The 21,640-nt window shown below is 62.5% G+C and carries 19 protein-coding genes; 14 read left to right on the top strand and 5 right to left on the bottom strand.

Annotation, left to right across the window (positions count from 1 at the left end):
- The first annotated feature begins 4 nt into the window (after nt 1-4).
- The 3 genes from NKH93_RS10185 (at nt 5) to NKH93_RS10195 (ending at nt 3,061) form a co-directional block, all read left to right on the top strand.
- Nucleotides 5-601, top strand: coding sequence for a DUF2585 domain-containing protein (locus NKH93_RS10185; protein WP_254815925.1), 597 nt, complete (start codon nt 5-7; stop codon nt 599-601).
- A gap of 4 nt (nt 602-605) precedes the next feature.
- Nucleotides 606-1,919, top strand: coding sequence for an ATP-dependent protease ATPase subunit HslU (hslU, locus tag NKH93_RS10190; protein WP_254815924.1), 1,314 nt, complete (start codon nt 606-608; stop codon nt 1,917-1,919).
- Between the two features lie 182 nt (nt 1,920-2,101).
- Complete coding sequence (locus tag NKH93_RS10195; RefSeq protein WP_023677526.1) at nt 2,102-3,061, top strand: DUF1402 family protein; 960 nt, start codon at nt 2,102-2,104, stop codon at nt 3,059-3,061.
- A 33-nt stretch (nt 3,062-3,094) separates the two neighbouring features.
- Here NKH93_RS10195 and NKH93_RS10200 read toward each other — a convergent pair whose 3' ends face one another.
- Genes NKH93_RS10200 through NKH93_RS10210 form a run of 3 tightly spaced genes read right to left on the bottom strand, consistent with a single transcriptional unit; the run spans nt 3,095 to nt 5,812 of the window.
- Complete coding sequence (locus NKH93_RS10200) at nt 3,095-4,324, bottom strand: NAD(P)/FAD-dependent oxidoreductase (protein ID WP_352540038.1); 1,230 nt, start codon at nt 4,322-4,324, stop codon at nt 3,095-3,097.
- Between the two features lie 2 nt (nt 4,325-4,326).
- Nucleotides 4,327-4,641 carry a MocE family 2Fe-2S type ferredoxin gene (locus tag NKH93_RS10205; RefSeq protein ID WP_352454826.1) on the bottom strand — a complete coding sequence of 105 codons (315 nt, stop codon included), beginning with the start codon at nt 4,639-4,641 and terminating at the stop codon, nt 4,327-4,329.
- Between the two features lie 40 nt (nt 4,642-4,681).
- Entirely contained in the window at nt 4,682-5,812 is a 1,131-nt protein-coding gene (locus NKH93_RS10210) for a fatty acid desaturase family protein (protein ID WP_352970132.1), read from the bottom strand.
- A gap of 134 nt (nt 5,813-5,946) precedes the next feature.
- On the opposite strand from NKH93_RS10210, the gene NKH93_RS10215 reads away from it, so the two are divergent.
- The 7 genes from NKH93_RS10215 (at nt 5,947) to NKH93_RS10245 (ending at nt 13,510) form a co-directional block, all read left to right on the top strand.
- Entirely contained in the window at nt 5,947-6,978 is a 1,032-nt protein-coding gene (locus NKH93_RS10215) for a LacI family DNA-binding transcriptional regulator (RefSeq protein WP_023677522.1), read from the top strand.
- A 309-nt stretch (nt 6,979-7,287) separates the two neighbouring features.
- Entirely contained in the window at nt 7,288-8,229 is a 942-nt protein-coding gene (locus tag NKH93_RS10220) for a sugar ABC transporter substrate-binding protein (protein ID WP_352451673.1), read from the top strand.
- A 114-nt stretch (nt 8,230-8,343) separates the two neighbouring features.
- On the top strand, nt 8,344-9,420 hold the full coding sequence (locus NKH93_RS10225) for an ABC transporter permease (protein ID WP_292655972.1): 1,077 nt from the start codon (nt 8,344-8,346) through the stop codon (nt 9,418-9,420).
- A gap of 2 nt (nt 9,421-9,422) precedes the next feature.
- Nucleotides 9,423-10,190 (top strand): ATP-binding cassette domain-containing protein, encoded by a 768-nt coding sequence (locus NKH93_RS10230; protein ID WP_023677519.1) that lies wholly within the window; start codon nt 9,423-9,425, stop codon nt 10,188-10,190.
- Between the two features lie 68 nt (nt 10,191-10,258).
- Nucleotides 10,259-11,260 carry an inositol 2-dehydrogenase gene (iolG, locus tag NKH93_RS10235; RefSeq protein WP_352970134.1) on the top strand — a complete coding sequence of 334 codons (1,002 nt, stop codon included), beginning with the start codon at nt 10,259-10,261 and terminating at the stop codon, nt 11,258-11,260.
- A gap of 23 nt (nt 11,261-11,283) precedes the next feature.
- Entirely contained in the window at nt 11,284-12,078 is a 795-nt protein-coding gene (locus NKH93_RS10240) for an SDR family oxidoreductase (RefSeq protein WP_352614971.1), read from the top strand.
- Nucleotides 12,079-12,418: 340 nt separating this feature from the next.
- Complete coding sequence (locus NKH93_RS10245) at nt 12,419-13,510, top strand: 3-deoxy-7-phosphoheptulonate synthase (protein ID WP_352539976.1); 1,092 nt, start codon at nt 12,419-12,421, stop codon at nt 13,508-13,510.
- Nucleotides 13,511-13,737: 227 nt separating this feature from the next.
- On the opposite strand, the gene NKH93_RS10250 is transcribed toward NKH93_RS10245, so the two are convergent.
- Entirely contained in the window at nt 13,738-14,847 is a 1,110-nt protein-coding gene (locus NKH93_RS10250) for a Gfo/Idh/MocA family protein (protein WP_352970137.1), read from the bottom strand.
- A 153-nt stretch (nt 14,848-15,000) separates the two neighbouring features.
- Between NKH93_RS10250 and NKH93_RS10255 the strand changes: the two genes are divergently transcribed.
- Complete coding sequence (locus NKH93_RS10255; RefSeq protein WP_352814125.1) at nt 15,001-15,846, top strand: MurR/RpiR family transcriptional regulator; 846 nt, start codon at nt 15,001-15,003, stop codon at nt 15,844-15,846.
- Here NKH93_RS10255 and NKH93_RS10260 read toward each other — a convergent pair.
- Entirely contained in the window at nt 15,843-16,730 is an 888-nt protein-coding gene (locus NKH93_RS10260; RefSeq protein WP_352970139.1) for an AraC family transcriptional regulator, read from the bottom strand. The genes NKH93_RS10255 and NKH93_RS10260 overlap by 4 nt on opposite strands.
- A 138-nt stretch (nt 16,731-16,868) precedes the next feature.
- Between NKH93_RS10260 and NKH93_RS10265 the strand changes: the two genes are divergently transcribed.
- From NKH93_RS10265 to iolD, 3 genes are all read left to right on the top strand, one after another.
- Nucleotides 16,869-17,597, top strand: coding sequence for an SDR family oxidoreductase (locus NKH93_RS10265; protein WP_352970141.1), 729 nt, complete (start codon nt 16,869-16,871; stop codon nt 17,595-17,597).
- Nucleotides 17,598-17,797: 200 nt separating this feature from the next.
- Nucleotides 17,798-19,732, top strand: coding sequence for a bifunctional 5-dehydro-2-deoxygluconokinase/5-dehydro-2-deoxyphosphogluconate aldolase (locus NKH93_RS10270; protein WP_352970143.1), 1,935 nt, complete (start codon nt 17,798-17,800; stop codon nt 19,730-19,732).
- Between the two features lie 34 nt (nt 19,733-19,766).
- Nucleotides 19,767-21,611, top strand: a complete 1,845-nt coding sequence (gene iolD / locus NKH93_RS10275) for a 3D-(3,5/4)-trihydroxycyclohexane-1,2-dione acylhydrolase (decyclizing) (protein ID WP_352970145.1) — start codon at nt 19,767-19,769, stop codon at nt 21,609-21,611.
- Nucleotides 21,612-21,640: the final 29 nt, after the last annotated feature.

The raw sequence follows: 21,640 nt of genomic DNA on the forward strand, positions 1-21,640 counted from the left end.
CAGCATGAGCGTATCCAGCGACAAAACCGTCTCGGCCTACGAAGACAGCTGGCGAATGGGGCTTCTGCTGGTTCTCGGCCTGGTCATCTTCCAGGCCGGGGTCCTCTACGGCATGGGGCGGACGCCGATCTGTACCTGCGGCTATGTCAAGCTGTGGCACGGCATTGTGCAGAGCTCCGAAAATTCCCAGCATATTTCCGACTGGTACAGCTTCTCGCACATCATTCACGGTTTCCTGTTCTATGCGCTGGCGTGGTTCCTTTTCCCGCGCTCGCCGATCGGGCTCAGGCTGGCCTTTGCGGTGGTTATAGAGGGCGGCTGGGAGTTGCTCGAGAACAGCCCTTTCATCATCGACCGCTACCGCGCCGGCACAATCTCGCTCGACTATTATGGCGACAGCATCATCAATTCGGTGTCCGACACGCTGGCCATGGTGCTGGGGTTTGTCATGGCGCGAAGGCTTCCTATATGGGTGATCGTGACCCTCGCCCTCATCTTCGAATTCGGTGTCGGCTATCTCATCCGGGACAATCTGACACTCAACGTGATCATGCTGCTGCATCCGTTCGAGTCCATTCGGCAGTGGCAAAGTGGAATTTAGTGACATGAGCACCTTCTCTCCCCGCGAAATCGTTTCGGAACTCGACCGCTTCATCATCGGCCAGAAAGACGCCAAGCGTGCCGTGGCGATTGCCTTGCGCAACCGTTGGCGCCGCCAGCAGCTCGAGGGCCAGATGCGCGAAGAGGTGATGCCGAAGAACATCCTGATGATCGGCCCGACCGGTGTCGGCAAGACCGAGATTTCACGCCGCCTGGCACGCCTTGCCGGTGCGCCTTTCGTCAAGGTCGAAGCCACCAAGTTCACCGAGGTCGGTTATGTCGGCCGCGATGTCGAGCAGATCATCCGCGATCTGGTCGAGATCGCCATCGGGCTGGTGCGCGAGAAGATGCGCGAGGACGTCAAGGCGCGTGCCCACATCAACGCCGAGGAACGGGTGCTCGAAGCGCTCGTCGGCAAGACGGCGAGCCCGGCCACCCGCGACAGTTTCCGCAAGAAGCTGCGCGACGGCGAGCTCGACGACAAGGAGATCGAGATCGAAGTGGCCGATACCGGCAATGGCGGCATGCCCGGCTTCGAGATCCCCGGCATGCCGGGCGCCAATATCGGCGTGCTCAACATCAACGACATGCTGTCGAAGGCGATGGGCGGCAAGAAGACCAAGTTGCGCAAGACGACCGTCAAGGAGTCCTACGGGCTGTTGATCAGCGACGAGTCCGACAAGCTGCTCGATCAGGACGAAGTGGTGCGCAGAGCACTCGAATCGACCGAGAATGACGGCATCGTCTTCCTCGACGAGATCGACAAGATCGCCTCGCGCGAAGGCGGCATCGGTGCCGGTGTTTCGCGTGAAGGTGTGCAGCGCGACCTGCTGCCGCTGGTCGAAGGCACCACGGTTGCGACCAAATATGGACCGGTGAAGACCGACCACATCCTGTTCATCGCCTCGGGTGCGTTCCACGTCGCCAAGCCCTCCGACCTGCTGCCGGAATTGCAGGGCCGCCTGCCGATCCGCGTCGAGCTGCGGGCGCTGGAGAAGGACGATTTCGTCCGCATCCTCACCGAGACCGAAGCCAGCCTGATCAAGCAGTATATCGCGCTGATGAAGACCGAAGGCGTCGACCTGGTCTTCACCGATGATGCGATCGATTCGTTGGCCGGCATCGCCGTGGACCTTAACGCCAGCGTCGAGAATATCGGCGCCAGGCGGCTGCAGACGGTGATGGAACGGGTGCTGGACGATATCTCCTATGACGCGCCGGACCGCAACGGCACCTCGGTGACCATCGATGCCGCCTATGTCGAGAAGCATGTCGGCGACCTCTCCAGAAACACGGACTTGTCGCGTTTCATCCTGTAGGAGACGCTTCATTCTCGAAGCGGGTCGGGGAATTGCTCCCGGCCTCCCCAATTTGGCCCAGCATTCCCGATGTGTGGCCAAATGGAAGCATCCGGCAAGCTTTCGTCCCGTCGGGTGCAGGCGTCTCTCGACTCCCGGTGGAGCATTACCTAGTTTGCCGGCGACTATTTGGGCGGCGGCGCATGAAAAAACTGATCCTCGTCATTTTGGGGCTGACGCTGGCGGCAGCCATGTTCGCCGCGCAAGCGGCAACGATGGTGCCGCCGGGCAACCGCAACACCGAGCAGCCCGACATACCGGGCGCTTCGAGCCGGCGCACCCAGGCGACCAACACCACCTTCCAGGCGAAATACCGCAAAGTCTTTGCGCTGCTCCAGAACGATGCCGAGTTGCGCGGCAAGATCAAGCAGGCAGCCGCGGCCTATGGCATCGACCCAATGCATATCGTCGGCGCCATCGTCGGCGAGCACACCTACAATGTCGATGCCTACGACCGGCTGCAGACCTACTACGTCAAGGCGATTTCGTATCTGTCGAGCAAGCTCTCCTTTGCCTATGATGGCGAGGACATCTCCGATTTCGTGCAGCGGCCGCAATTTGCGAAATGCGCAGGGAAGTCCGACAGCTACGATCTGTGGGAGTGCCGCGAACAGGTGTGGAACCGGTCGTTCCGCGGCAAGACCGTCGACGGCGAGAGCTTTCCCAACGACCGCTTAGGCGCCACTTTCTTCCAGCCTTATTATGCCGGGCAGACTTTTGGCCTTGGCCAACTCAATCCGCTGACGGCGCTGCAAATGAGCGACCTCGTGCACAAGGTTTCCGGCCTGCCGGAACTCGACGTCGGCGATCCCAACGCGGTCTACAAGACCATCATGGATCCTGACCTGACACTGCCTTATGTCGCGGCGACGATAAGGAAGTCGATCGACGCCTATAGAAGCATTGCCGGCTTTGACATCTCAGGCAATCCCGGCATCACGTCGACGCTCTACAATGTCGGCAACCCCGAACAGCGCGCCTATGCGCTGAAGGCCGAGAACGACAAGCGCCGCGCTGCGGGCGAGCCGGAAAAACTGCCCGAGGAAAATTACTATGGCTGGCTGGTCAACGACAAGCTGCCGGAGCTGAAGGCGCTGTTTTAGCCGAACGCGCTCGGCCAATTATCCACGCGGCGTTCATGCCGCCAGCAGCGACTTCAGCTTGATCGCCTGCGAGCCCAGCGCTTCCGGCGCCGGCCTTGCCTGCTTCGCAATCAGCATCTCGGCCAGCCTTATGTCGCGGGCGACCGCGTTGCCGGCGCCGATGCCGCTTGCCGCAACCAGCCTGCCGTCTTCGGCGAGGTGGAACAGGATGAAGGCGCGGTCGCCGAGGTCGCGGCGCACGACGCTGCGGCCTTCGTCCGACAGGCCGGCGATCTGCAAGGTCAGGCCGTACTGATCCGACCAGAACCACGGCACCGCCGCATGGGACTCGCCGGCGCCAAGCATATTCCTTGCGGCGAGCGCGCCCTGCTCCTGTGCGTTGCGCCAGGCTTCGAGCCGCACGCGCCGGCCGCCATAGATGGCGAGCGGAAACGAACAGCAATCGCCGGCGGCAAAGACATCCGGGTCGCTGGTGCGAAGCTCGGCGTCGACGGCGATGCCATTGTCGACGGTCAGCCCCGCCTCCGCGGCAAGTCCGGTCACCGGCACGGCGCCGATGCCGATCACGGCCAGATCGGCGACAATGTCGCGTCCACCGGCGAGCGCGATGCGCACTTCGGCGCCATCATCGGCAATGGCGGCGATGCCCTCGCCGCACAGGATTTTCACGCCTTCCGCTTCATGCGCCTGATGGATGACCTCAGCGATCTCGGCTGGCACGCCGCGCATCAAGATGCGCGGCTGCGCCTCGATGATGGTGACCGCGGCACCCAGTCTGCGTGCCGCCGCGGCAAGCTCAAGCCCGATGAAGCCGCCGCCGACTATGGCGATGCGATTTCCGGCGCTGAGATGGGCGCGAATGGCCAGCGCGTCGTTGAAGGTCCGGAGGTAGACGCAGCGCCCGCCAAGGCCCGGCATAGGCAGCTTGCGCGGCACCGAACCGGTCGCCAGCAGGAGCTTGTCGTAGGCCAGGGCGGAACCGTCCGAGAGACGCACGACATGCGCCTCTCGGACGATCGCCACCGCCTGGACCGAATGGATATGCCTGATCGATCTTTCGGCCAGAACCGCCTCGCTGGCGATCGCCTTGATTAGGGGCGCGTCGGCAACCATCGCGTCTTTCGACAGCGGCGGGCGCTCATAGGGAAGATGCGGCTCGTCGCCGACCAGCGTCACCGGGCCATCATAGCCGAGCTCGCGCAGCGCAAGGGCGGCGCGCCCGCCGCATTCGCCGGCGCCGATGATGACCATTCCCTTCGTCATCATCAACCGATCCGGACAAGGACTTTGCCGGCGTCGACTTTGACCGGATAAGTTCTTAGATCGACGCAGACCGGCGCGCCCCTGGCAGCCCCTGTCTTGTAGTTGAAGCGTCCGTTATGCTTCGGGCATTCGATGATATCGTCCATCACCAGCCCGTCGGCCAGATGCACCTTCTCATGCGTGCAAAGCCCGTCGGTGGCGAAATACCCGTCGTCGGGGCTGCGATAGATGGCAAAGGTGCGGCCGCCATGGTCGAAGCGCATCACGTCCTCTTCGTCGATGTCCTCGGCGTCACAGGCCTCGACCCAGTCGCTCATTTACGGGTCCCTCGATGTTTGGTGCGTTGGCATGGGCTTGTCATTCAGCAGCCACTGCAACAGCAGCGTTATCGCTGTGGAAATCCTCGCGATAGGGCCTCGCCGTCGGCGGCAGTTCGCGCTTGATGAAATAATCCTCATTGCGCAGCTGGCGCAGGAAAGCCGGTATCATCTCGCGGTAGCCGGCCAGGATGGATGGTGTCGGCGCCGGCAGATCGTGCTTGATCAGTTCGTGCAGCCTGGGCAGCGCGTGATAGGGCACCATGGGAAACATGTGATGCTCGACGTGGTAGTTCATGTTCCAGTAGATGAAGCGGCCTATCGGGTTCATGTAGACGGTGCGGCTGTTGAGCCGGTGATCGGTGACGTTTTCAGCCAGGCCGCCATGCTGCAGCAGGCCGACCATGACATGGTGCCAGGCACCGTAAAGCCTGGGCAGACCGACCAGCATCAGCGGCAGGAACGAGCCGGTATAGAGCGCCAGCGCAATGGTCGCGGCATAGATTGTCGTCCAGATGCGGGCAATGCGAATTGCCTTCGGCTGCTCCTGGTCGGGAATGAAGGTTCTTTCGGCCGGACTGACGATACCGGCTGCATTGCGCAGCATGTCGCTCATCGCACGCCAGGCGTCGAGAATGCCGACGAAGTTGAGCACCACGCGCAGCAGATCGGGCGGACGCATCACCGAGATCTCCGGATCGCGGCCGACTATGATGGTATCGGTATGATGTCGCGTGTGGCTCCAGCGCCAGGTCACCGGGTTGCGCATGATCATGAAGCAGGCGACCTGATAGACCACGTCGTTCATCCACTGCGTCCTGAAAGCGGTGCCGTGGCCGCATTCGTGCCAGCGTGAGTCGGTGGAGGAACCGTAGAGGACGCCGTAGACGAAGAAGAACGGCACGCACCACCAGCTGCCCCAGAACCAGGCGGCGCCGGCGCCGCTGAGGATCATGGTGCCGAGCCAGATGATGGTGTCGCGGATCGCCGGGCCGTCGGAGCGCTGCATCAGCTCCTTCATCTGCTTGCGCGGCACGTCGGTGTGATACCACTCGGCCGCCGCCAGCCCGCTCTCGACGGCAAGCTTCGCGTCGCGGCCGATCAGGCTGTAGTCGCGTCGGGACGCTGCTGCGGCTCTCGTATTCCCGGTTCGGAGTCCAATATCCACCATAGCGGAGGCCTCGATCATATTCGGTCAGCGTTCAAAATAACGCCGAGCCCTGATAGGCTCAATATCACAAAGATAGTTTCTATCATTTTCCATCAGAATGGTGTAAAAGGACCAAACAGTGGAATGAGGCAGCGATGGCGAAACGCCCGACGATCACCGACCTGGCGCGCATTTCGGGGGTCAGCGTTGCCACCGTCGATCGAGTGCTGAACAACCGCTTGCCGGTGCGCGAGGAAACCGCGCGCCGCGTCTATGAGGCCGCGACCAGCATCGGCTATCACGCAGCCGGATTGATCAAGCAGCGGATGCGCCATGAATTGCCCGAATACCGGCTCGGGTTCCTGCTGTTGAGGCGGGAGGACGTCTTCTACAGCGAATTTGCCCGCGAGCTTGAACTGGCGGTATCGCAGTCGCCGCGCTTTCGCGGCGTGGCGACCATCGACTTCGCCGCTTCGCTGGCGCCGGACGAGATCGTCGAGCGGATGCGCAAGCTGGCCGCCAAATCCAGGGCCGTCGCCCTGGTCGGGCCTGATCACCCGACGCTGACGGTCGCCGTCGAGGCTCTGAAAGCCAATGGCGTACCGGTGTTCTCCCTGCTTTCCGACTTTGCATCCGGTATTCGCGAGGGCTATGTTGGCCTGGACAATCGCAAGGTCGGCCGCACCGCTGCCTGGATGATCTCGAAGGCCGCGAAGAGACCTGGCAAGGTTGCCCTCTTCGTCGGCAGCCATCGCTTCCATGGCCATGAGCTTCGCGAGATCGGTTTTCGCTCCTTCTTTCGCGAGCAGGCGCCGGAATTCACTCTCCTCGAGACGTTGGTCAATCTGGAAGCGAACCAGATCACGCATGATGCAATGATCGAGCTTCTGGCCCGCCACCCTGATCTCGCCGGTTGCTATGTCGCCGGTGGCGGCATGGAAGGCGCGATCTCGGCGCTGAGGGAGGCAAAGCCGGCTGAGATGCCGGCGGTCGTCTGCAACGAGATCACGCCCGACTCCCGCGCGGCGCTGGCGGATAATTTCCTGACCATGGTGATCTCGACGCCACTGGCGGCGCTTTGCCGCGAGCTTGTCGGGCTGATGGCGCATGCCATCGAGACCGGCGCTGCGAATGCGCCGGGCCAGACCTTTCTGCCCTTCGACATTTATCTGCCAGAAAACATCTGACGTCGCAGTCATCGGCGGCAGACATGATGTAATCTATCAGAATGCTTTCAGGCCTCGCTTGCCTGAGCGTCCGTCCAAAAGCGCTCGAAATGCCGAAAATCCATTCCTCATGGCGAAATCTCGCTTGACGCCCACGCGAAATGGAATAAATATTTCACCATCTGAGCATTTTGGTTCTTTCGTTCCGGAAGATCTGTTTCAGGCAAATGCCTCTGGAACCAAAAATGGCAATCGGGAGAGAATTCCCTGCGAGATCGGGGATTCCGGGTAGATCGGTGCAGCCGGACACCAATGTGGAGGAGAAATAAAATGAAAAAACTGCTTTTGGGCGTCGCGTTCGCGGCGCTGATGAGTTCGTCCGCCTTTGCCGCCAAGATCGGCGTGTCGATGGCGTTGTTCGACGACAATTTTCTCACCGTGCTGCGCAACGGCATGATTGAACAGGCCAAGGGCATGGACGGCGTCGAGCTGCAGGTGGAGGATGCGCAGAACGACGTCGCCAAGCAACTCGACCAGATCAAGAACTTCGCCGCCTCAGGCGTCGACGCCATCATCGTCAACCCGGTCGACACCTCGGCGACCCAGGCAATGTCGGACGCAGCCGCCGCTGCCAAGATTCCACTGGTCTATGTCAATCGCGAGCCGGTCAACGTCGACACGCTGCCCGAAAACCAGGCCTTCGTCGCCTCGAACGAAGCCGATTCCGGCACGCTCGAGACCAAGGAGGTCTGCCGCCTCTTCAAGGAGGCCGGCAAGACTGAAGCCAATGTCTATGTGATCATGGGCGAGCTGTCGAACCAGGCAGCGGTGCAGCGCACCAAGGACATTGATGACGTGATCGCCACACCGGAGTGCAGCTTCATCAAGATCATCGACAAGCAGACGTCGAACTGGAAGCGCGAAGAAGCGCAGAACCTGATGACCAACTGGCTGTCGACCGGCAAGCCGTTCGACGGCGTCATCGCCAATAATGACGAAAGCGCCATCGGCGCCATCCAGGCGATGAAGGCCGCCAACATCGACATGAAGTCGGTTGTCGTCGGCGGGGTCGACGCTACCCAGGATGCGCTTGCCGCGATGCAGGCGGGCGACCTCGATGCGACGGTGTTCCAGGACGCGGCCGGCCAGGGTGCCGGCGCGCTTGACGCAGCGCTCAAGCTGGCGAAGGGCGAGAAGGTCGAGCACAAGGTCTACATCCCGTTCCAGCTGGTCACGCCGGCGAATATCGACAAGTTCCTGAAGAAGAACTGAGGCGGACCTGTCCGATACGGAGCGGCGCGCCAAAGTAAGACAGCGCCGCTCCGCTTTTTCCCTCTCGGCCTGAACAGCGCCGAGTGGAGACCGTGGCTGACGGAGGAAGCACGATTGGCACAGACATCTCACGGCGTCGGCGGGCTCAGCTATGATGCGAAGCGGCGCGCATGGCCGGCCGAATTCAACGTCTTCCTGGCGCTCGTCATCCTGGTCGGCGCTTTCGAGCTGATCGGCCGGGTTTTCCTGGGCGACAGCTTCCTTTTCAATACCCGCGACAATATCGATGCGATCTTCAACGAAGCGCGCCTGCAGATCATCATCCTGCAGGTGTCGATCGTCGGCATTATTGCCATCGGCGTGACGCAGGTGATCATTACCGGCGGCATCGACCTGTCCTCAGGTTCGATCGTCGGCGCCACGGCGATGATAGCCATGAGCTTCGCCCAGGTAGCCACGGTCAACGGCAACCCGAACCCCAAGGCGATGTTCATCGCCCAGGGCTGGACCGACCTGCCGGTGATCGTGCCCGTGCTGGTCGCGATCGGCTGCGGCCTGCTGGCCGGCCTGGTCAACGGCGCTTTGATCGCCTACACGCGCATCCCACCGTTCATCGCCACGCTCGGCATGATGGTCACCGCGCGCGGCATCGCCAAATGGTGGTCAAAGGGGCAGCCGATCTCGTTTCCGACCGAGAGTTTCGCCGCCATCGGCAAGGGGCTGATGCCGGTCATCATTTTCATATCGCTCGCAGTGCTGTTCCAGCTGATCCTGAGTTACACCAAATATGGCAAGCACTGCTATGCGATCGGCTCCAATGAGGACGCCGCGCGCATGTCCGGCATCAACATCGCCAACCACAAGATCCTCGTCTACGTCATTGCCGGCGTCCTCGCCGCGCTCGCCGCCGTGGTGCTGAGCTCCAAGAATCTCACCGCCCAAGCCGGCATGGGTGTAATGTACGAGCTCGATGCGATCGCCATGGCGGTTATCGGCGGTGTCTCGCTGTCGGGCGGCCGCGGCTCGATCATCGGAACGGTGATCGGCTCGCTGATCTTCGGCGTGATCATCTCCGGCTTCACCTTTCTGCGCCTCGACGCCTATTATCAGGAGATGGTCAAAGGCGTGATCATCGTCGGCGCAGTCGTTCTCGACCAGTGGCGCCAACGCCTGCGGGCAATGAGGGCTTGATCATGTCGGACATCGTCCTGAAGACCGAAAACCTGACCAAGTATTATGGCGGCGTCCATGCGCTGGAGGGTGCCGACTTCGAGCTGCGCAAGGGCGAGCATGTCGCTATCATGGGCGACAACGGCGCGGGGAAATCGACCTTCGTACGCCAGATCACCGGCGTCGAGCAGCGCACCAGTGGCAGGATGTGGTTCGACGGCAAGGAAGTGAATTTTGCCGGCCCCATCGAAGCCCGCGAGGCAGGCATCGAGACGGTGTTCCAGAACCTGGCGCTCGCCGACGACCTCGACGTGCCGTCGAACCTGTTCCTCGGCCGCGAGCGGGTGCTGTTCAATCTCGGGCCCTTCTCGATCCTCGATCGCAAGTTCATGCGCAAGGCGACCGAGGCAGCCTTGGTCCGCACAGCGGTCAAGATCCCCAATCTTTCCAATACTATCCGCCACATGTCGGGCGGCCAGCGCCAGTGCGTAGCAATTGCCAGAACCGCGACCTTTGCTTCCAAGCTCATCATCATGGATGAGCCGACGGCGGCACTCGGCGTGCAGGAGACGATGCAGGTCGAAAACATCATCCGCACGCTGAAGGAGAATGGCGAACCGCTGATCCTGATCTCTCACAACATGCGCCAGGTGTTCGACCTGGTCGACCGCATCGTCGTTTTCCGGCGCGGCCGCATCGTCGCCAATTTGCGCAAGCAGGACACCGACGGCAACGATATCGTCTCCTACATCACCGGCGCCAAGACCGGGCAGGCGGAACTTGCGGCGTAACGGCCAACGCCGAGCCACAGGCGCTGACACGCCCTCCCTTCCGAACCATCCTCAAAGGAAAACTCTTCATGCCTCTTCGCTTTGCTCTTCTCGGTGCCGGCCGTATCGGCAAGGTCCATGCTCGCGCCGTCGGTTCCAATCCTGAGGCCAGGCTGGTCGCAGTTGCCGACGCCTTCGAGAAGGCGGCGACCGATCTGGCCTCTGCCTATGACGCCGAAGTGCGCAGCATCGATGCCATCGAGAAGGCCGGCGATATCGACGCGGTCGTCATCTGCACGCCGACCGACACTCATGCCGATCTGATCGAACGCTTCGCCAAAGCGGGTAAAGCGATTTTCTGCGAAAAGCCGATCGACCTCGACGCCGGCAGAGTGGAAGAATGCCTGGCCGTCGTCGACAAGGCCGGCGCCACGCTGATGGTCGGCTTCAACCGCCGCTTCGATCCGCATTTTGCCGCCGTGCGCAAGGCGATCGACGACGGCGCCATCGGCACTGTCGAAATGGTGACAATCACCTCGCGCGATCCCGGCCCGCCGCCGCTCGACTATATCGGCCGCTCGGGCGGCATCTTCCGCGACATGACCATTCATGATTTCGACATGGCGCGCTTCCTGCTCGGCGAGGAGCCGGTGGCGGTCAGCGCTCACGCTTCGGTGCTGGTCGACAAGAAGATCGGCGAGGCCGGCGACTTCGACAGCGTCAGCGTCATCCTCGAAACTGCCTCCGGCAAGCAATGCGTTATCTCCAACTCGCGCCGCGCCACCTACGGCTACGACCAGCGCATCGAGGTGCATGGCTCGAAAGGCATGATTGCGGCCGAGAACCAGCGGCCGGTGTCGATCGAACTGGCCAATGAGAAAGGCTATACGCGGCCGCCGCTGCACGATTTCTTCATGACCCGTTATCTCGACGCTTATGCCAACGAGATCGCTGCCTTCATCGCGGCAGCGACGTCAGGCAAGAAGGCGACGCCGAGCGGCAAGGACGGGCTGGTGGCGCTCAGGCTGGCGGATGCGGCGCTGAAATCGGCCAAGGAAGGCAAGACCGTCCGCCTCGACAAAACAATCTGACTATCAAGCACAGGAGCAAGGCGATGAACGGTTCAGCCGGTCGCAATTCCGAAACACGCGCCATCGTCACCGGCGGCGCACAAGGCATCGGCTTTGCCGTCGCCGAAGCGCTGGCCGATGAGGGCTGCCGGGCGCTGGCGCTGATCGGCCGCTCGCAGGAGAAGGGCGACAAGGCTGTCGCCATCCTCAAGGGGGCAGGCGTCGATGCCATCTTCATCAGCGCCGACGTCTCAAAAGTGGCCGACTGCAAGCGTGCGGTCGAAACGGCGATTGGCCATTTTGGTTCCGTCAACGCGCTGGTCAACGCCGCTGCCACCTCGGCTCGCGGCTCGCTGGTCGAGACCTCCGAGGATCTGTTCGACCAGATATTCCAGACCAATGTGCGGGGCCCGTTTTTCCTGATGCAGGGCGTGGTGGCGCATTTGCTGGCGCGCCAGGCACCGGGCTCGATCGTCAACGTGCTGTCGATGTCGGCGCATTGCGGCCAGTCGTTCCTGGCGCCTTATTCGTCAAGCAAGGGAGCGCTGGCGACACTCACCAAGAATGTCGCCAATGCCTATCGCGGCAATCGCATCCGCTGCAATGCGGTGCTGCCCGGCTGGATGGACACCGAGGGCGAGGCGATCGTGCAGAAGAAATGGCACGACGCCCCGGACGACTGGCTGGAAAGGGCCGAGGCCGCGCAGCCGATGGGTCAATTGGTGAAGCCAGCACAGCTTGCCCGGTTGATCAGCTATATGATCAGCCCGCAGTCCGGCGTCATGACCGGGTCGCTGGTCGATTACGACCAGAGCGTCGCCGGGTCGTCGCCGGAATAACGCCGGCAAGTCTAGCGGAACGCTTCGTCATCCACGGGCGGAGCAAGGAGCGCAGCGACGCGGCGCAGACCCGAGGATGACGAAGTTCGGGGGGCTTCAGCCAATCGCGAATGGGCTGGAGTAAACCTCCTCCTCACCAGGCACGTGACAAGCGCATCCGCATCGACTATATCAGCCCTCATGATCAACCTGACCGCCACATATTGGTACTTTATGAGCTCGCTGGCGGCGGGAGGATTGCGCTCGATCTGAAGATTGCAGCAACAATATCCGAACAGCCGCCAGACCTGGCGGCTTTTTTGTTTCAGCCGGCAGGTCTCCCCAATCAGGAGCGTAAGCCGTGTTGACGACCACAGACGATCTTCGGGTCAAGGAAATCAGAGAACTGAGCACACCCGACGAGGTGATGCGGGAAATACCGCGCACGCTGACGGCGACGCGCACCGTTGCCGCATCACGCAATGCCATCCACGCCGTGCTGACCCGCGCCGACGACCGGCTGGTGGTTGTCGTCGGCCCCTGTTCGATCCACGACCCGGCCGCTGCCGTAGACTATGCCAGCCGTTTGGCATCGCTGCGTGAAAGCCTGTCGGACCGGCTGGAGATCGTGATGCGGGTTTATTTCGAGAAGCCGCGCACGACGGTCGGCTGGAAGGGCCTGATCAACGATCCCGACCTCGACGGCAGCTTCAACATTGACAAGGGCCTGAGGATGGCACGCAACGTGCTCTCCGCCGTCAACAATCTCGGCCTGCCGGCGGCGACGGAATTCCTCGACATGGCCACCCCGCAATATATTGCCGACCTCGTCGCCTGGGGAGCGATCGGCGCGCGCACGACCGAGAGCCAGATCCACCGCGAACTCGCATCAGGCCTGTCCTGCCCGGTCGGCTTCAAGAACGGCACCGACGGCAATTTGCGGATCGCGGCCGAGGCGGTGAAATCCGCCGCCCAGCCGCACCATTTCATGGCGGTGACGAAAGGTGGGCGCAGCGCCATCGCGACGACCACCGGCAACGAGGACTGCCACGTCATCCTGCGCGGCGGCATTGTGCCCAACTACGACGCGGCAAGCATAGCTGCTGCCTCCGCTGAGCTCGGCCGGATCGGCGTGGCACCTCGGCTGATGATCGATGTCAGTCATGCCAACAGCAACAAGAAGCCGGAAAACCAGCCGCTGGTGGCGGCTGACGTGGCGGGCCAGATCGCGGCAGGCGACGAGCGCATCATCGGCGTCATGATCGAGAGCAACCTTGTCGCCGGCCGGCAGGATGTCGTGCCCGGCAAGCCGCTCCTCTATGGCCAGAGCATCACCGATGGCTGCATCGACTGGGCGACCACCGAGACCGTGCTGCACGGCCTTGCCGACGCCGTCGAGCAGCGCCGGTCGGTGCGCCGCGCCATAATCGCCGGCCGGCCAGGAGCCGCCTGAGGCAGCCAATGCCGGCCCTGGCCCTTCTCCCCTTGTGGGAGAAGGTGGATCGGCGCGCAGCGCCGAGCCGGATGAGGGGTGCTGGAAGAAACTCGGCGCAAAAATATTGAGGGATTTTAAGCGTTTATTTCTTCGCTGTAGCGATCCGTCCAACACCCCTCATCCGACCGAGCTTCGCTCGGCCACCTTCTCCCACAAGGGGGGAAGGGGAGACCAGCGCGGGCTTACTACCGCACCTCCATCCAGCGCTGTTCCGCGAACGAGCGCGCCATCGCGTGCACCGTGCGCTCGATCTCCAGGCCTTCGTCGAAATCGATGATCCGCGCCGGCTTGCCGGCAAGTCGCGTCAACAGTTCCCGGCATTCGATAATCTTGAGGTCATTAAAGCCAAGGCCGTGGCCGGGCGCCGGCAGGAAGGCATCATAAGGCTTATGATGCGGCGCCACGAGGATGGTGCGATAGCCTTGCTCGGTCGGCCGGTCGGCCGTCAAATAGAGTTGGAACTCATTCATCCGCTCCTGGTCATACAGTATCGAGCCCTTCGAGCCAAAAATCTGGATGGCGATCCGGCCTTTGCGGCCCCAGGCCGAACGGTTGACCAGCAGCGTGCCGGCGATGCCGTTTTCGAGATGCATCAGGATGCTCGCGATGTCGTAGGTCTCGACCGCGCGGCGCCCGCCCGAGGCGACGCGGCGGTCGGCATAGGGTTTGGCCATGTCGCACATGACGCGGGCAACGCGGCCGAACAGTATCGCGATGAGCGACAGCGGGTGCACGGCGAAATCGTCGAGCGCGCCGTAGCCGGACGCCGCCTCGTGCTTCCAGAAGAACAGCGCCTCCGGATCGGCCATGAAGTCCTCGTCCATCTCGATACGCAGATGGGTGACCTCGCCGATGATCTTCTCGTCGAGCAGCGCGCCGATATGGCGGATCGCTGGGTTCTGGATGTAGTTATAGCCCAGCGCGGCGACCTTGCCGGACTTTTGGGCCGCCGCAGCCATTGCTTGCGCCTCCGCAAAATTCGGCGCCATCGGTTTTTCACACCACAGATGCTTGCCGGCTTCGAGGATGGCGATGGCCATTTCCGGGTGGAACTGGTTCGGCGTGGTCAGCGAGATGACATCGACATCCGGGTCGTCGACGACGGCGCGCCAGTCACCGGACGCCTTGGCGAAGCCGAATTCGCTGGCACGGCGTTTGGCAAGATCCTCGTTGACCTCGCCCAGATGGACCAGCCTTGGCTTGGCCACATCGGGAAAGACGGTGCCGACCGCGTTCCAGGCAATGGCGTGGCACTTGCCCATGAAACCCGTGCCGATAAGACCTACCCCGACCATCCGCTTGCCTCCCTGTGCGCAAAATTTGTGTGGATGAATTAGTCCATTTTGTCTGCAGATGGAACGCTTGTCTCATTTTTTATGGTGTTCTTGCACAGGCCCGCTATGATGGGCCACAGAGGGAACCAGACGATGAGCCTGGGCGGAGCGACGATGGACGAACGGGTGCCGCGCGATTTCGAGACGCTGCGGGCGACGATACTGGAGCGGCGTCAGAGCCTGCCGAAACGTATCGCCCAGATCGCCGCCTATGCGCTCGACAACCCAGACGATATCGCCTTCGGCACCGCTGCCAGCATCGCCGCTTCCGCCGGTGTCCAGCCTTCGACCCTGATCCGCTTTGCCCAGCAGCTTGGTTTTGATGGTTTCACCAGCCTGCAGTTGGTGTTTCGCGAGCGCCTGCGCGAGCGCAACTCATCCTATGATGAAAGGCTGGCGGCATTGCGCGCCAAGGCCGAGGAAGGCGCCGGCCACCGCGCGATTTTCGACGGTTTTGTTGCCGCAGCCAGTACCTCGCTCAACGACATTTCGCGCACGCTGAATGAAGACCATTTCGAAGATGCGATCACCGTGCTGGCCAAGGCCGAAACCATTTACGTGCTGGCCAAGCGGCGCTCCTACCCGGTCGCCTCCTATATCGCCTATGCATTGGGCAAGCTCAAGATCCGCAACCAGCTGATCGAATCGGCCGCCGGCCTCAATGCAGAGATGATCGGCTTTGCCTCTCCAAGGGACGCCGTGATCGCCATCAGCTTTTCGCCCTATGCCCCGGCCACCATCGAGGAGGCGCGCGTCATTTCGGAGCAAGGCGTGCCGATCGTGGCGATTACCGACAGCTCCTTTTCGCCACTCGCTCAATTCGCCAGGGTCTGGTTCGAGGTCGCCGAGGCCGATTTCGCCGGCTTCCGCTCGCTGTCGGCGACGATGGCTTTGGCTATGGCGCTGACCGTCGCGGTCGGCGAGAAGCGGCGCGATACTGGCAAGAAGCGCAAGCCTTAGATCACCTCTATTGCCGTTTCGCCTTCTGCCGAAAGCCGCGCTGCGTCGCGTGCCGGCGGCGACCCGAACTGGCGGGCATACTCCCGGCTGAACTGGGAAGCACTCTCATAGCCGACGGCGAAGGCGACACGTGCGACGTTGCCCGGCTGGGCAATCAGCAGATGGCGGGCTTCCAGCAAGCGGATTTGCTTTTGATACTGGATTGGGCTCATGGCCGTCGCCGCCTTGAAGTGACGATAAAACGCAGCACTGCTCATACGGGCAATCTCGGCCAGATCGCCGACCCGGACCGGCTGATGGGGATGCGAACGGATCCAGGCGATCGCCCGGCCAATCCGGGACAGATGGCCATCGGCGCGCGCAAGTTCACGAAGCTTTCCGCCTTGCGGGCCTTGCAGGAGCCGAAACAGCATCTCTCGCTCGATCATGGTCGCGAGCACGGGAATCTCCGCTGGCCGGTCAAGCAGCCGCAGCATTCGACGCAACGCGTCGAGCAGATCGTCATCAGCGGGAGAGGTGGAGAAACTGTCGCCACTGAGGGCCGGCGCGTGCTCGACGAGGAGCGCGGCGACGGCCTGCAGGTCAAGGGTCAAGCCAATGGCCAGGTAAGGACGCGCCGCGCTCGCTTCGATTATCTGGCTGATGGTGGGCGTCTCGACAGTATAGATGAAATAGCTGGCCGGATTGTAACGAAGAGCCCGGTCGCCGATCAGAACCGTCTTCGCGCCCTGCAGTACGAATAAGATCCCCGACCCCCACACCCCTGACAATGGCGGCGTGACTTCGCTGCGGCCGATCGAAACGCGGGGAACCGCCGTTCTTGTTCGTCGCCCGCGCGCATGGCGGCTGGCGATCTCGATCAACTCCTGCAGCGCTTCGCTCATTGCGCCAGCATCGCGCATTCGCACCGGCGGCGCAACAGCGTGAGAGGATTAGGCAAGAGCCGGAGAATTTCCGGCGCGCAACCCCCGCTGCCTCGCACCATTTGTGGGTCTTCCACAAGAAAAATGGAGACACCGATTATGAGAACATCGAAAAGCGCGCTGGTGACCGGCGCCAACAAGGGTATAGGCCGTGAAATCGCCCGGCGACTGGCGACCATGGGCTTCAAGGTCTGGCTCGGCGCCAGGAGCGCCGAACGCGGCATGGCGGCGGCGCAGGCATTGCGCGCCGAAGGCCTCGACGTGGAGTGGCTTGAGCTGGACGTCACGCGGGATGACAGTGTGAAGGCGGCAGCCGAGGCATTCAGGCAGGCCAGCCCCTGCCTCGACGTGCTGGTGAACAACGCCGGCGTCGCCATCAATTACGACCTGCCGCCGAGCCAGCAGCGGATCGCCGACATCCAGGCCACCTACGACGTCAATGTCTTCGGCCCGATCCGCGTGACCCAGGCATTCCTGTCGCTGCTGCTAGCAGCACCTGCTGCCCGGATCGTGATGGTGAGCAGCTCCACCGGGTCCATCGGCCGGGCGCTCGATCCCGCCACTGCGAACCACGCCGTTAACATGATGGGCTACGGCAGCTCCAAGACAGCCTTGAACGCCATCACGGTGGCATTCGCCAGGGAGCTCGCGCCGCAAGGCATCAAGGTCAACGCCGCGGCGCCCGGCTACACTGCCACCGATCTCAACGGGTATAAAGGTCACCGCACGGTGCAGCAGGCGGCCGAGATCGTCATTCACCTGGCGACCTTGGACGCCGATGGCCCGACCGCCGGGTACTTCAACGATGATGGCCCGCTTCCTTGGTAAATCAGCTGGTTTCAGTGGTAGACACTTGACGTTCGTCTGACTTCAAAGTTTCTGAACGCGCGAGCCTTGCACAGCACTTTTCAGCCTTGGGAATGCTCGTTCCATATTGACTATGGATTGGAATTATTATTTCATATTGCCGGCGCCACGCTGCCGCTCGCGCGTGTTACCCAAAACAACAAAGCCGATGGGAGGTTCGAATGGGCGAAGCCGTGGAAGCGAGACATGCGCCGCTCGACATTATCACCATCGGCCGCGCTTCCGTCGATCTCTATGGTCAGCAGATCGGCTCGCGCCTCGAGGACATTACTTCCTTTGCCAAGTCGGTCGGCGGCTGTCCGGCCAATATCGCGGTCGGTACTGCCAGGCTCGGCCTGCGCTCGGCGCTGCTCACCCGCGTCGGCAATGAGCAGATGGGCCGCTTCATCCGCGAGCAGCTGACCCGCGAGGGCGTTTCGGTCCAAGGCCTCAAGACCGATCCGGAGCGGCTGACCGCCCTGGTGCTGCTGTCGGTCGAGGATGAAGGCGTCTCGCCGATGATCTTCTATCGCAGCGATTGCGCCGACATGGCGCTTTCGAAAGACGATATCGATGAGGCGTTCATCGCTTCGGCACGCGCGGTCGTCGTCACCGGCACGCATTTTTCACGGCCCAACAGCGACGCCGCCCAGCGCAAGGCGATCCGTGTCATGAAAGCCAAGGGCGGCAAGGTGGTGTTCGACATCGACTACCGCCCCAACCTCTGGGGTCTCGCCGGCCACGCCGAAGGCTTCGAGCGCTATGTGAAATCCGACCGCGTCTCGGCGCAGTTGAAGACGGTGCTGCCCGATTGCGATCTCATCGTCGGCACCGAAGAGGAAATCATGATCGCCTCGGGCGCAGACGATTGCCTGAGCGCGCTGAAAACCATCCGCTCGCTGTCGGCGGCAACCATCGTGCTGAAACGCGGCGCCATGGGCTGCATCGTCTATGACGGGCCGATCAGCGACGACCTCGAGGACGGTATCGTCGGCAAGGGATTTCCAATCGAGGTCTACAATGTGCTCGGCGCCGGCGACGCCTTCATGTCGGGCTTCCTGCGCGGCTGGCTCGGCGAGGAAGGCTTGGCGACGGCGGCGACCTGGGCCAATGCCTGCGGCGCCTTTGCCGTGTCGCGGCTCCTCTGCGCACCGGAATACCCGACTTTCGAGGAATTGCAGTTCTTCCTGAAAAACGGCAGCAAGCATCTGGCGCTGCGCAAGGACGAGGCGATCAATCACATCCATTGGGCGACCACGCGCCGGCGCGACATCCCCTCGCTGATGGCGTTCGCCTGCGACCACCGCGTCCAGCTGGAGGATGTCGCGGCAAAAGCCGGCGCCGATCCGTCGCGAATCCCGGCTTTCAAGGTGCTGACGGTCAAGGCTGCGGCCAAGGTCGCGGCTGGCCGCGCCGGCTACGGCATGCTGCTCGACGAAAAATACGGACGCGAGGCGATGTTCGAATTCGCCCACCATTCCTTCGCCTGGCTCGGCCGGCCGGTCGAGTTGCCGGGTTCGCGGCCGCTTCGCTTCGAGTTCTCGCAAGACATAGGTTCGCAACTGACCGAATGGCCGGTCGACCACTGCATCAAGTGCCTGTGCTTCTATCATCCCGACGATCCCGCGGCGCTGAAGAGCGAACAGCAGCAGAAACTGCGCGCTTTGTTCGAGGCCGCGCGGAAAATGGGCAGAGAACTTCTGGTCGAGATCATCGCCGGCAAGCACGGCAGGCTCGACGACATGACCATCCCGCGCGCGCTCGAGGAACTCTACGCACTCGGCATCAAGCCCGATTGGTGGAAGCTCGAACCGCAGGCATCGGCCGGCGCATGGGCAAAGATCGAGGCGGTGATCCTGAAGCACGATCCGTGGTGCCGCGGGATTGTGCTGCTTGGCCTGGAAGCGCCGCAGGACGAGCTGGAAATGGCCTTCGCCGCCACCGCCAAGGCGCCTATCGTCAAGGGCTTCGCTGTCGGCCGCACCATCTTCATTAACGCGGCCGAACAATGGCTTGCCGGCAAGATGTCGGACGAGGAGGCGGTGGCCGACATGGCATCTCGCTTCGAGAGACTGACCGAGGCATGGCTTGCGGCGCGCGGTCGCAAAGCAGCATAAGAAGGCGCGACATAAGCACTGCGGAGGAACCGACATGACCAAGACAATCCGCCTGACGATGGCGCAGGCGCTGACCCGCTTTCTTGCCCGACAGATGACCGAGATGCACGGCAAGAAAGTGCCGATCTTCGGCGGCGTCTGGGCGATCTTCGGCCACGGCAATGTCGCCGGCGTCGGCGAGGCGCTCTACCAGGTTCGCGACGAACTGCCGACCTTCCGTGCCCATAACGAGCAGGCAATGGCGCATGCGGCGATCGCCTACGCCAAGGCCAATTTCCGCCGCCGCTTCATGGCCGCGACCAGTTCGATCGGCCCCGGCGCGCTCAACATGGTGACCGCTGCGGCACTTGCGCATGTAAACAGGTTGCCTGTCCTGTTTCTGCCTGGCGACGTCTTCGCCAATCGCATTCCCGATCCCGTCCTGCAGCAGGCCGAGGATTTTTCCGATGGCACGGCGACGGTCAATGACTGCCTCCGCCCGGTGTCGCGCTATTTCGACCGCATCACGCGGCCGGAGCAGATCATGCCGGCGCTCAACCGCGCCATGCAGGTGCTGACCGATCCCGCCGAATGCGGCCCGGTGACGCTGGCGCTGTGCCAGGACGTGCAGGCCGAGGCCTATGACTACCCCGAGAGTTTCTTTGCCGAGCGACTCTGGACGCCGCGACGGCAGCGCCCGGACCGCAACGAACTGGCGGCCGCAGTCGCGGTACTCAAAGCGGCGAAAAAGCCGCTGATCATCGCCGGCGGCGGCGTACTCTATTCGCAGGCGTCCGAGGAGCTGGCAAAACTGGTGCAAGGCGCCGGCATTCCAGTTTGTGAGACGCAAGGCGGCAAATCCTCGCTCCCGGACGATCATCCGTTGAACATGGGCGCGGTCGGCGTTACCGGCACTTCGGCGGCCAACAGGCTGGCCGAAGAGGCCGACGTCGTGCTTGCCGTCGGCACCAGACTGCAGGATTTCACCACCGGCTCCTGGGCATTGTTCAAGCATGCCGGCAGGACCATCATCGGGCTCAACGTGCAGCCTTTTGACGCCGGAAAGCACCAGGCGCTGCCGCTGGTCGCCGATGCGGCGGAAGGGCTCGCCGAACTCGCTGCGGCGCTGAAAGGCTGGAAAGCCCCTTCAGGCTGGACCGACAATGCGATCACGGGCAAGAAGGACTGGCAAGCGGATGCCGACAAGGTGACGGCGTCGACCAATGCCGCCTATCCGTCCGACGCGCAAGTGATCGGCGCAGTACAGCGCGCCATGGGCTCCGGCGTGGTACTGCTTCATGCGGCCGGCGGCTTGCCCGGCGAATTGCACAAGCTATGGCAGGCGGGCGCGCCCGGCTCCTACCACGCAGAATACGGCTTCTCGACAATGGGCTATGAAATCGCCGGCGGGCTTGGCGTCAAGATGGCCAAGCCGGACGAAGAGGTCGTGGTCATGATCGGCGACGGCTCTTACCTGATGCTCAATTCCGAGATCGCGACCTCGGTGATGCTCGGCCTCAAGCTGACCATCGTGCTGCTCGACAACCGCGGCTATGGCTGTATCAACCGGTTGCAGATGGCGACCGGCGGCGCCAACTTCAACAATCTGCTGAAGGACGCCCGTCACGAAGCCTTGCCCGAGATCGACTTCGCCGCGCATGCTGCGAGCATGGGTGCGATTGCCGAAAAAGTGCCATCGATCGCCGGGCTGGAAACGGCGTTGGTGCAAGCGAAGAAGAACACGCGAACGACGGTGCTGGTCATCGACACCGACCCGCTGGTTTCGACCGAGGCTGGTGGAAGCTGGTGGGATGTCGCAGTGCCGGAAGTCTCGGCACGGCCGCAAGTGAATGCGGCGCGCAAGAAATATGAGGAAGCGCTGAGCGGGCGGCGGTTTTAACGCGCCCGCCAACGCCGCCTCGAATGTCA

This window comes from Mesorhizobium sp. M0954 (assembly GCF_040319155.1).
Taxonomy (GTDB): Bacteria; Pseudomonadota; Alphaproteobacteria; order Rhizobiales; family Rhizobiaceae; genus Mesorhizobium.

Coding starts and splice junctions, on each gene's coding strand:
- NKH93_RS10220 (WP_352451673.1), top strand. CDS start 7,288: ATGAAAAAACTGCTTTTGGGCGTCGCGTTCGCGGCGCTGATGAGTTCG.
- NKH93_RS10270 (WP_352970143.1), top strand. CDS start 17,798: ATGGGCGAAGCCGTGGAAGCGAGACATGCGCCGCTCGACATTATCACC.
- NKH93_RS10240 (WP_352614971.1), top strand. CDS start 11,284: ATGAACGGTTCAGCCGGTCGCAATTCCGAAACACGCGCCATCGTCACC.
- NKH93_RS10200 (WP_352540038.1), bottom strand. CDS start 4,324: ATGACGAAGGGAATGGTCATCATCGGCGCCGGCGAATGCGGCGGGCGC.
- NKH93_RS10260 (WP_352970139.1), bottom strand. CDS start 16,730: ATGAGCGAAGCGCTGCAGGAGTTGATCGAGATCGCCAGCCGCCATGCG.
- NKH93_RS10265 (WP_352970141.1), top strand. CDS start 16,869: ATGAGAACATCGAAAAGCGCGCTGGTGACCGGCGCCAACAAGGGTATA.
- NKH93_RS10205 (WP_352454826.1), bottom strand. CDS start 4,641: ATGAGCGACTGGGTCGAGGCCTGTGACGCCGAGGACATCGACGAAGAG.
- NKH93_RS10230 (WP_023677519.1), top strand. CDS start 9,423: ATGTCGGACATCGTCCTGAAGACCGAAAACCTGACCAAGTATTATGGC.
- NKH93_RS10195 (WP_023677526.1), top strand. CDS start 2,102: ATGAAAAAACTGATCCTCGTCATTTTGGGGCTGACGCTGGCGGCAGCC.
- NKH93_RS10250 (WP_352970137.1), bottom strand. CDS start 14,847: ATGGTCGGGGTAGGTCTTATCGGCACGGGTTTCATGGGCAAGTGCCAC.
- iolD (WP_352970145.1), top strand. CDS start 19,767: ATGACCAAGACAATCCGCCTGACGATGGCGCAGGCGCTGACCCGCTTT.
- iolG (WP_352970134.1), top strand. CDS start 10,259: ATGCCTCTTCGCTTTGCTCTTCTCGGTGCCGGCCGTATCGGCAAGGTC.
- NKH93_RS10185 (WP_254815925.1), top strand. CDS start 5: ATGAGCGTATCCAGCGACAAAACCGTCTCGGCCTACGAAGACAGCTGG.
- NKH93_RS10210 (WP_352970132.1), bottom strand. CDS start 5,812: ATGGTGGATATTGGACTCCGAACCGGGAATACGAGAGCCGCAGCAGCG.
- NKH93_RS10215 (WP_023677522.1), top strand. CDS start 5,947: ATGGCGAAACGCCCGACGATCACCGACCTGGCGCGCATTTCGGGGGTC.
- NKH93_RS10255 (WP_352814125.1), top strand. CDS start 15,001: ATGGACGAACGGGTGCCGCGCGATTTCGAGACGCTGCGGGCGACGATA.
- hslU (WP_254815924.1), top strand. CDS start 606: ATGAGCACCTTCTCTCCCCGCGAAATCGTTTCGGAACTCGACCGCTTC.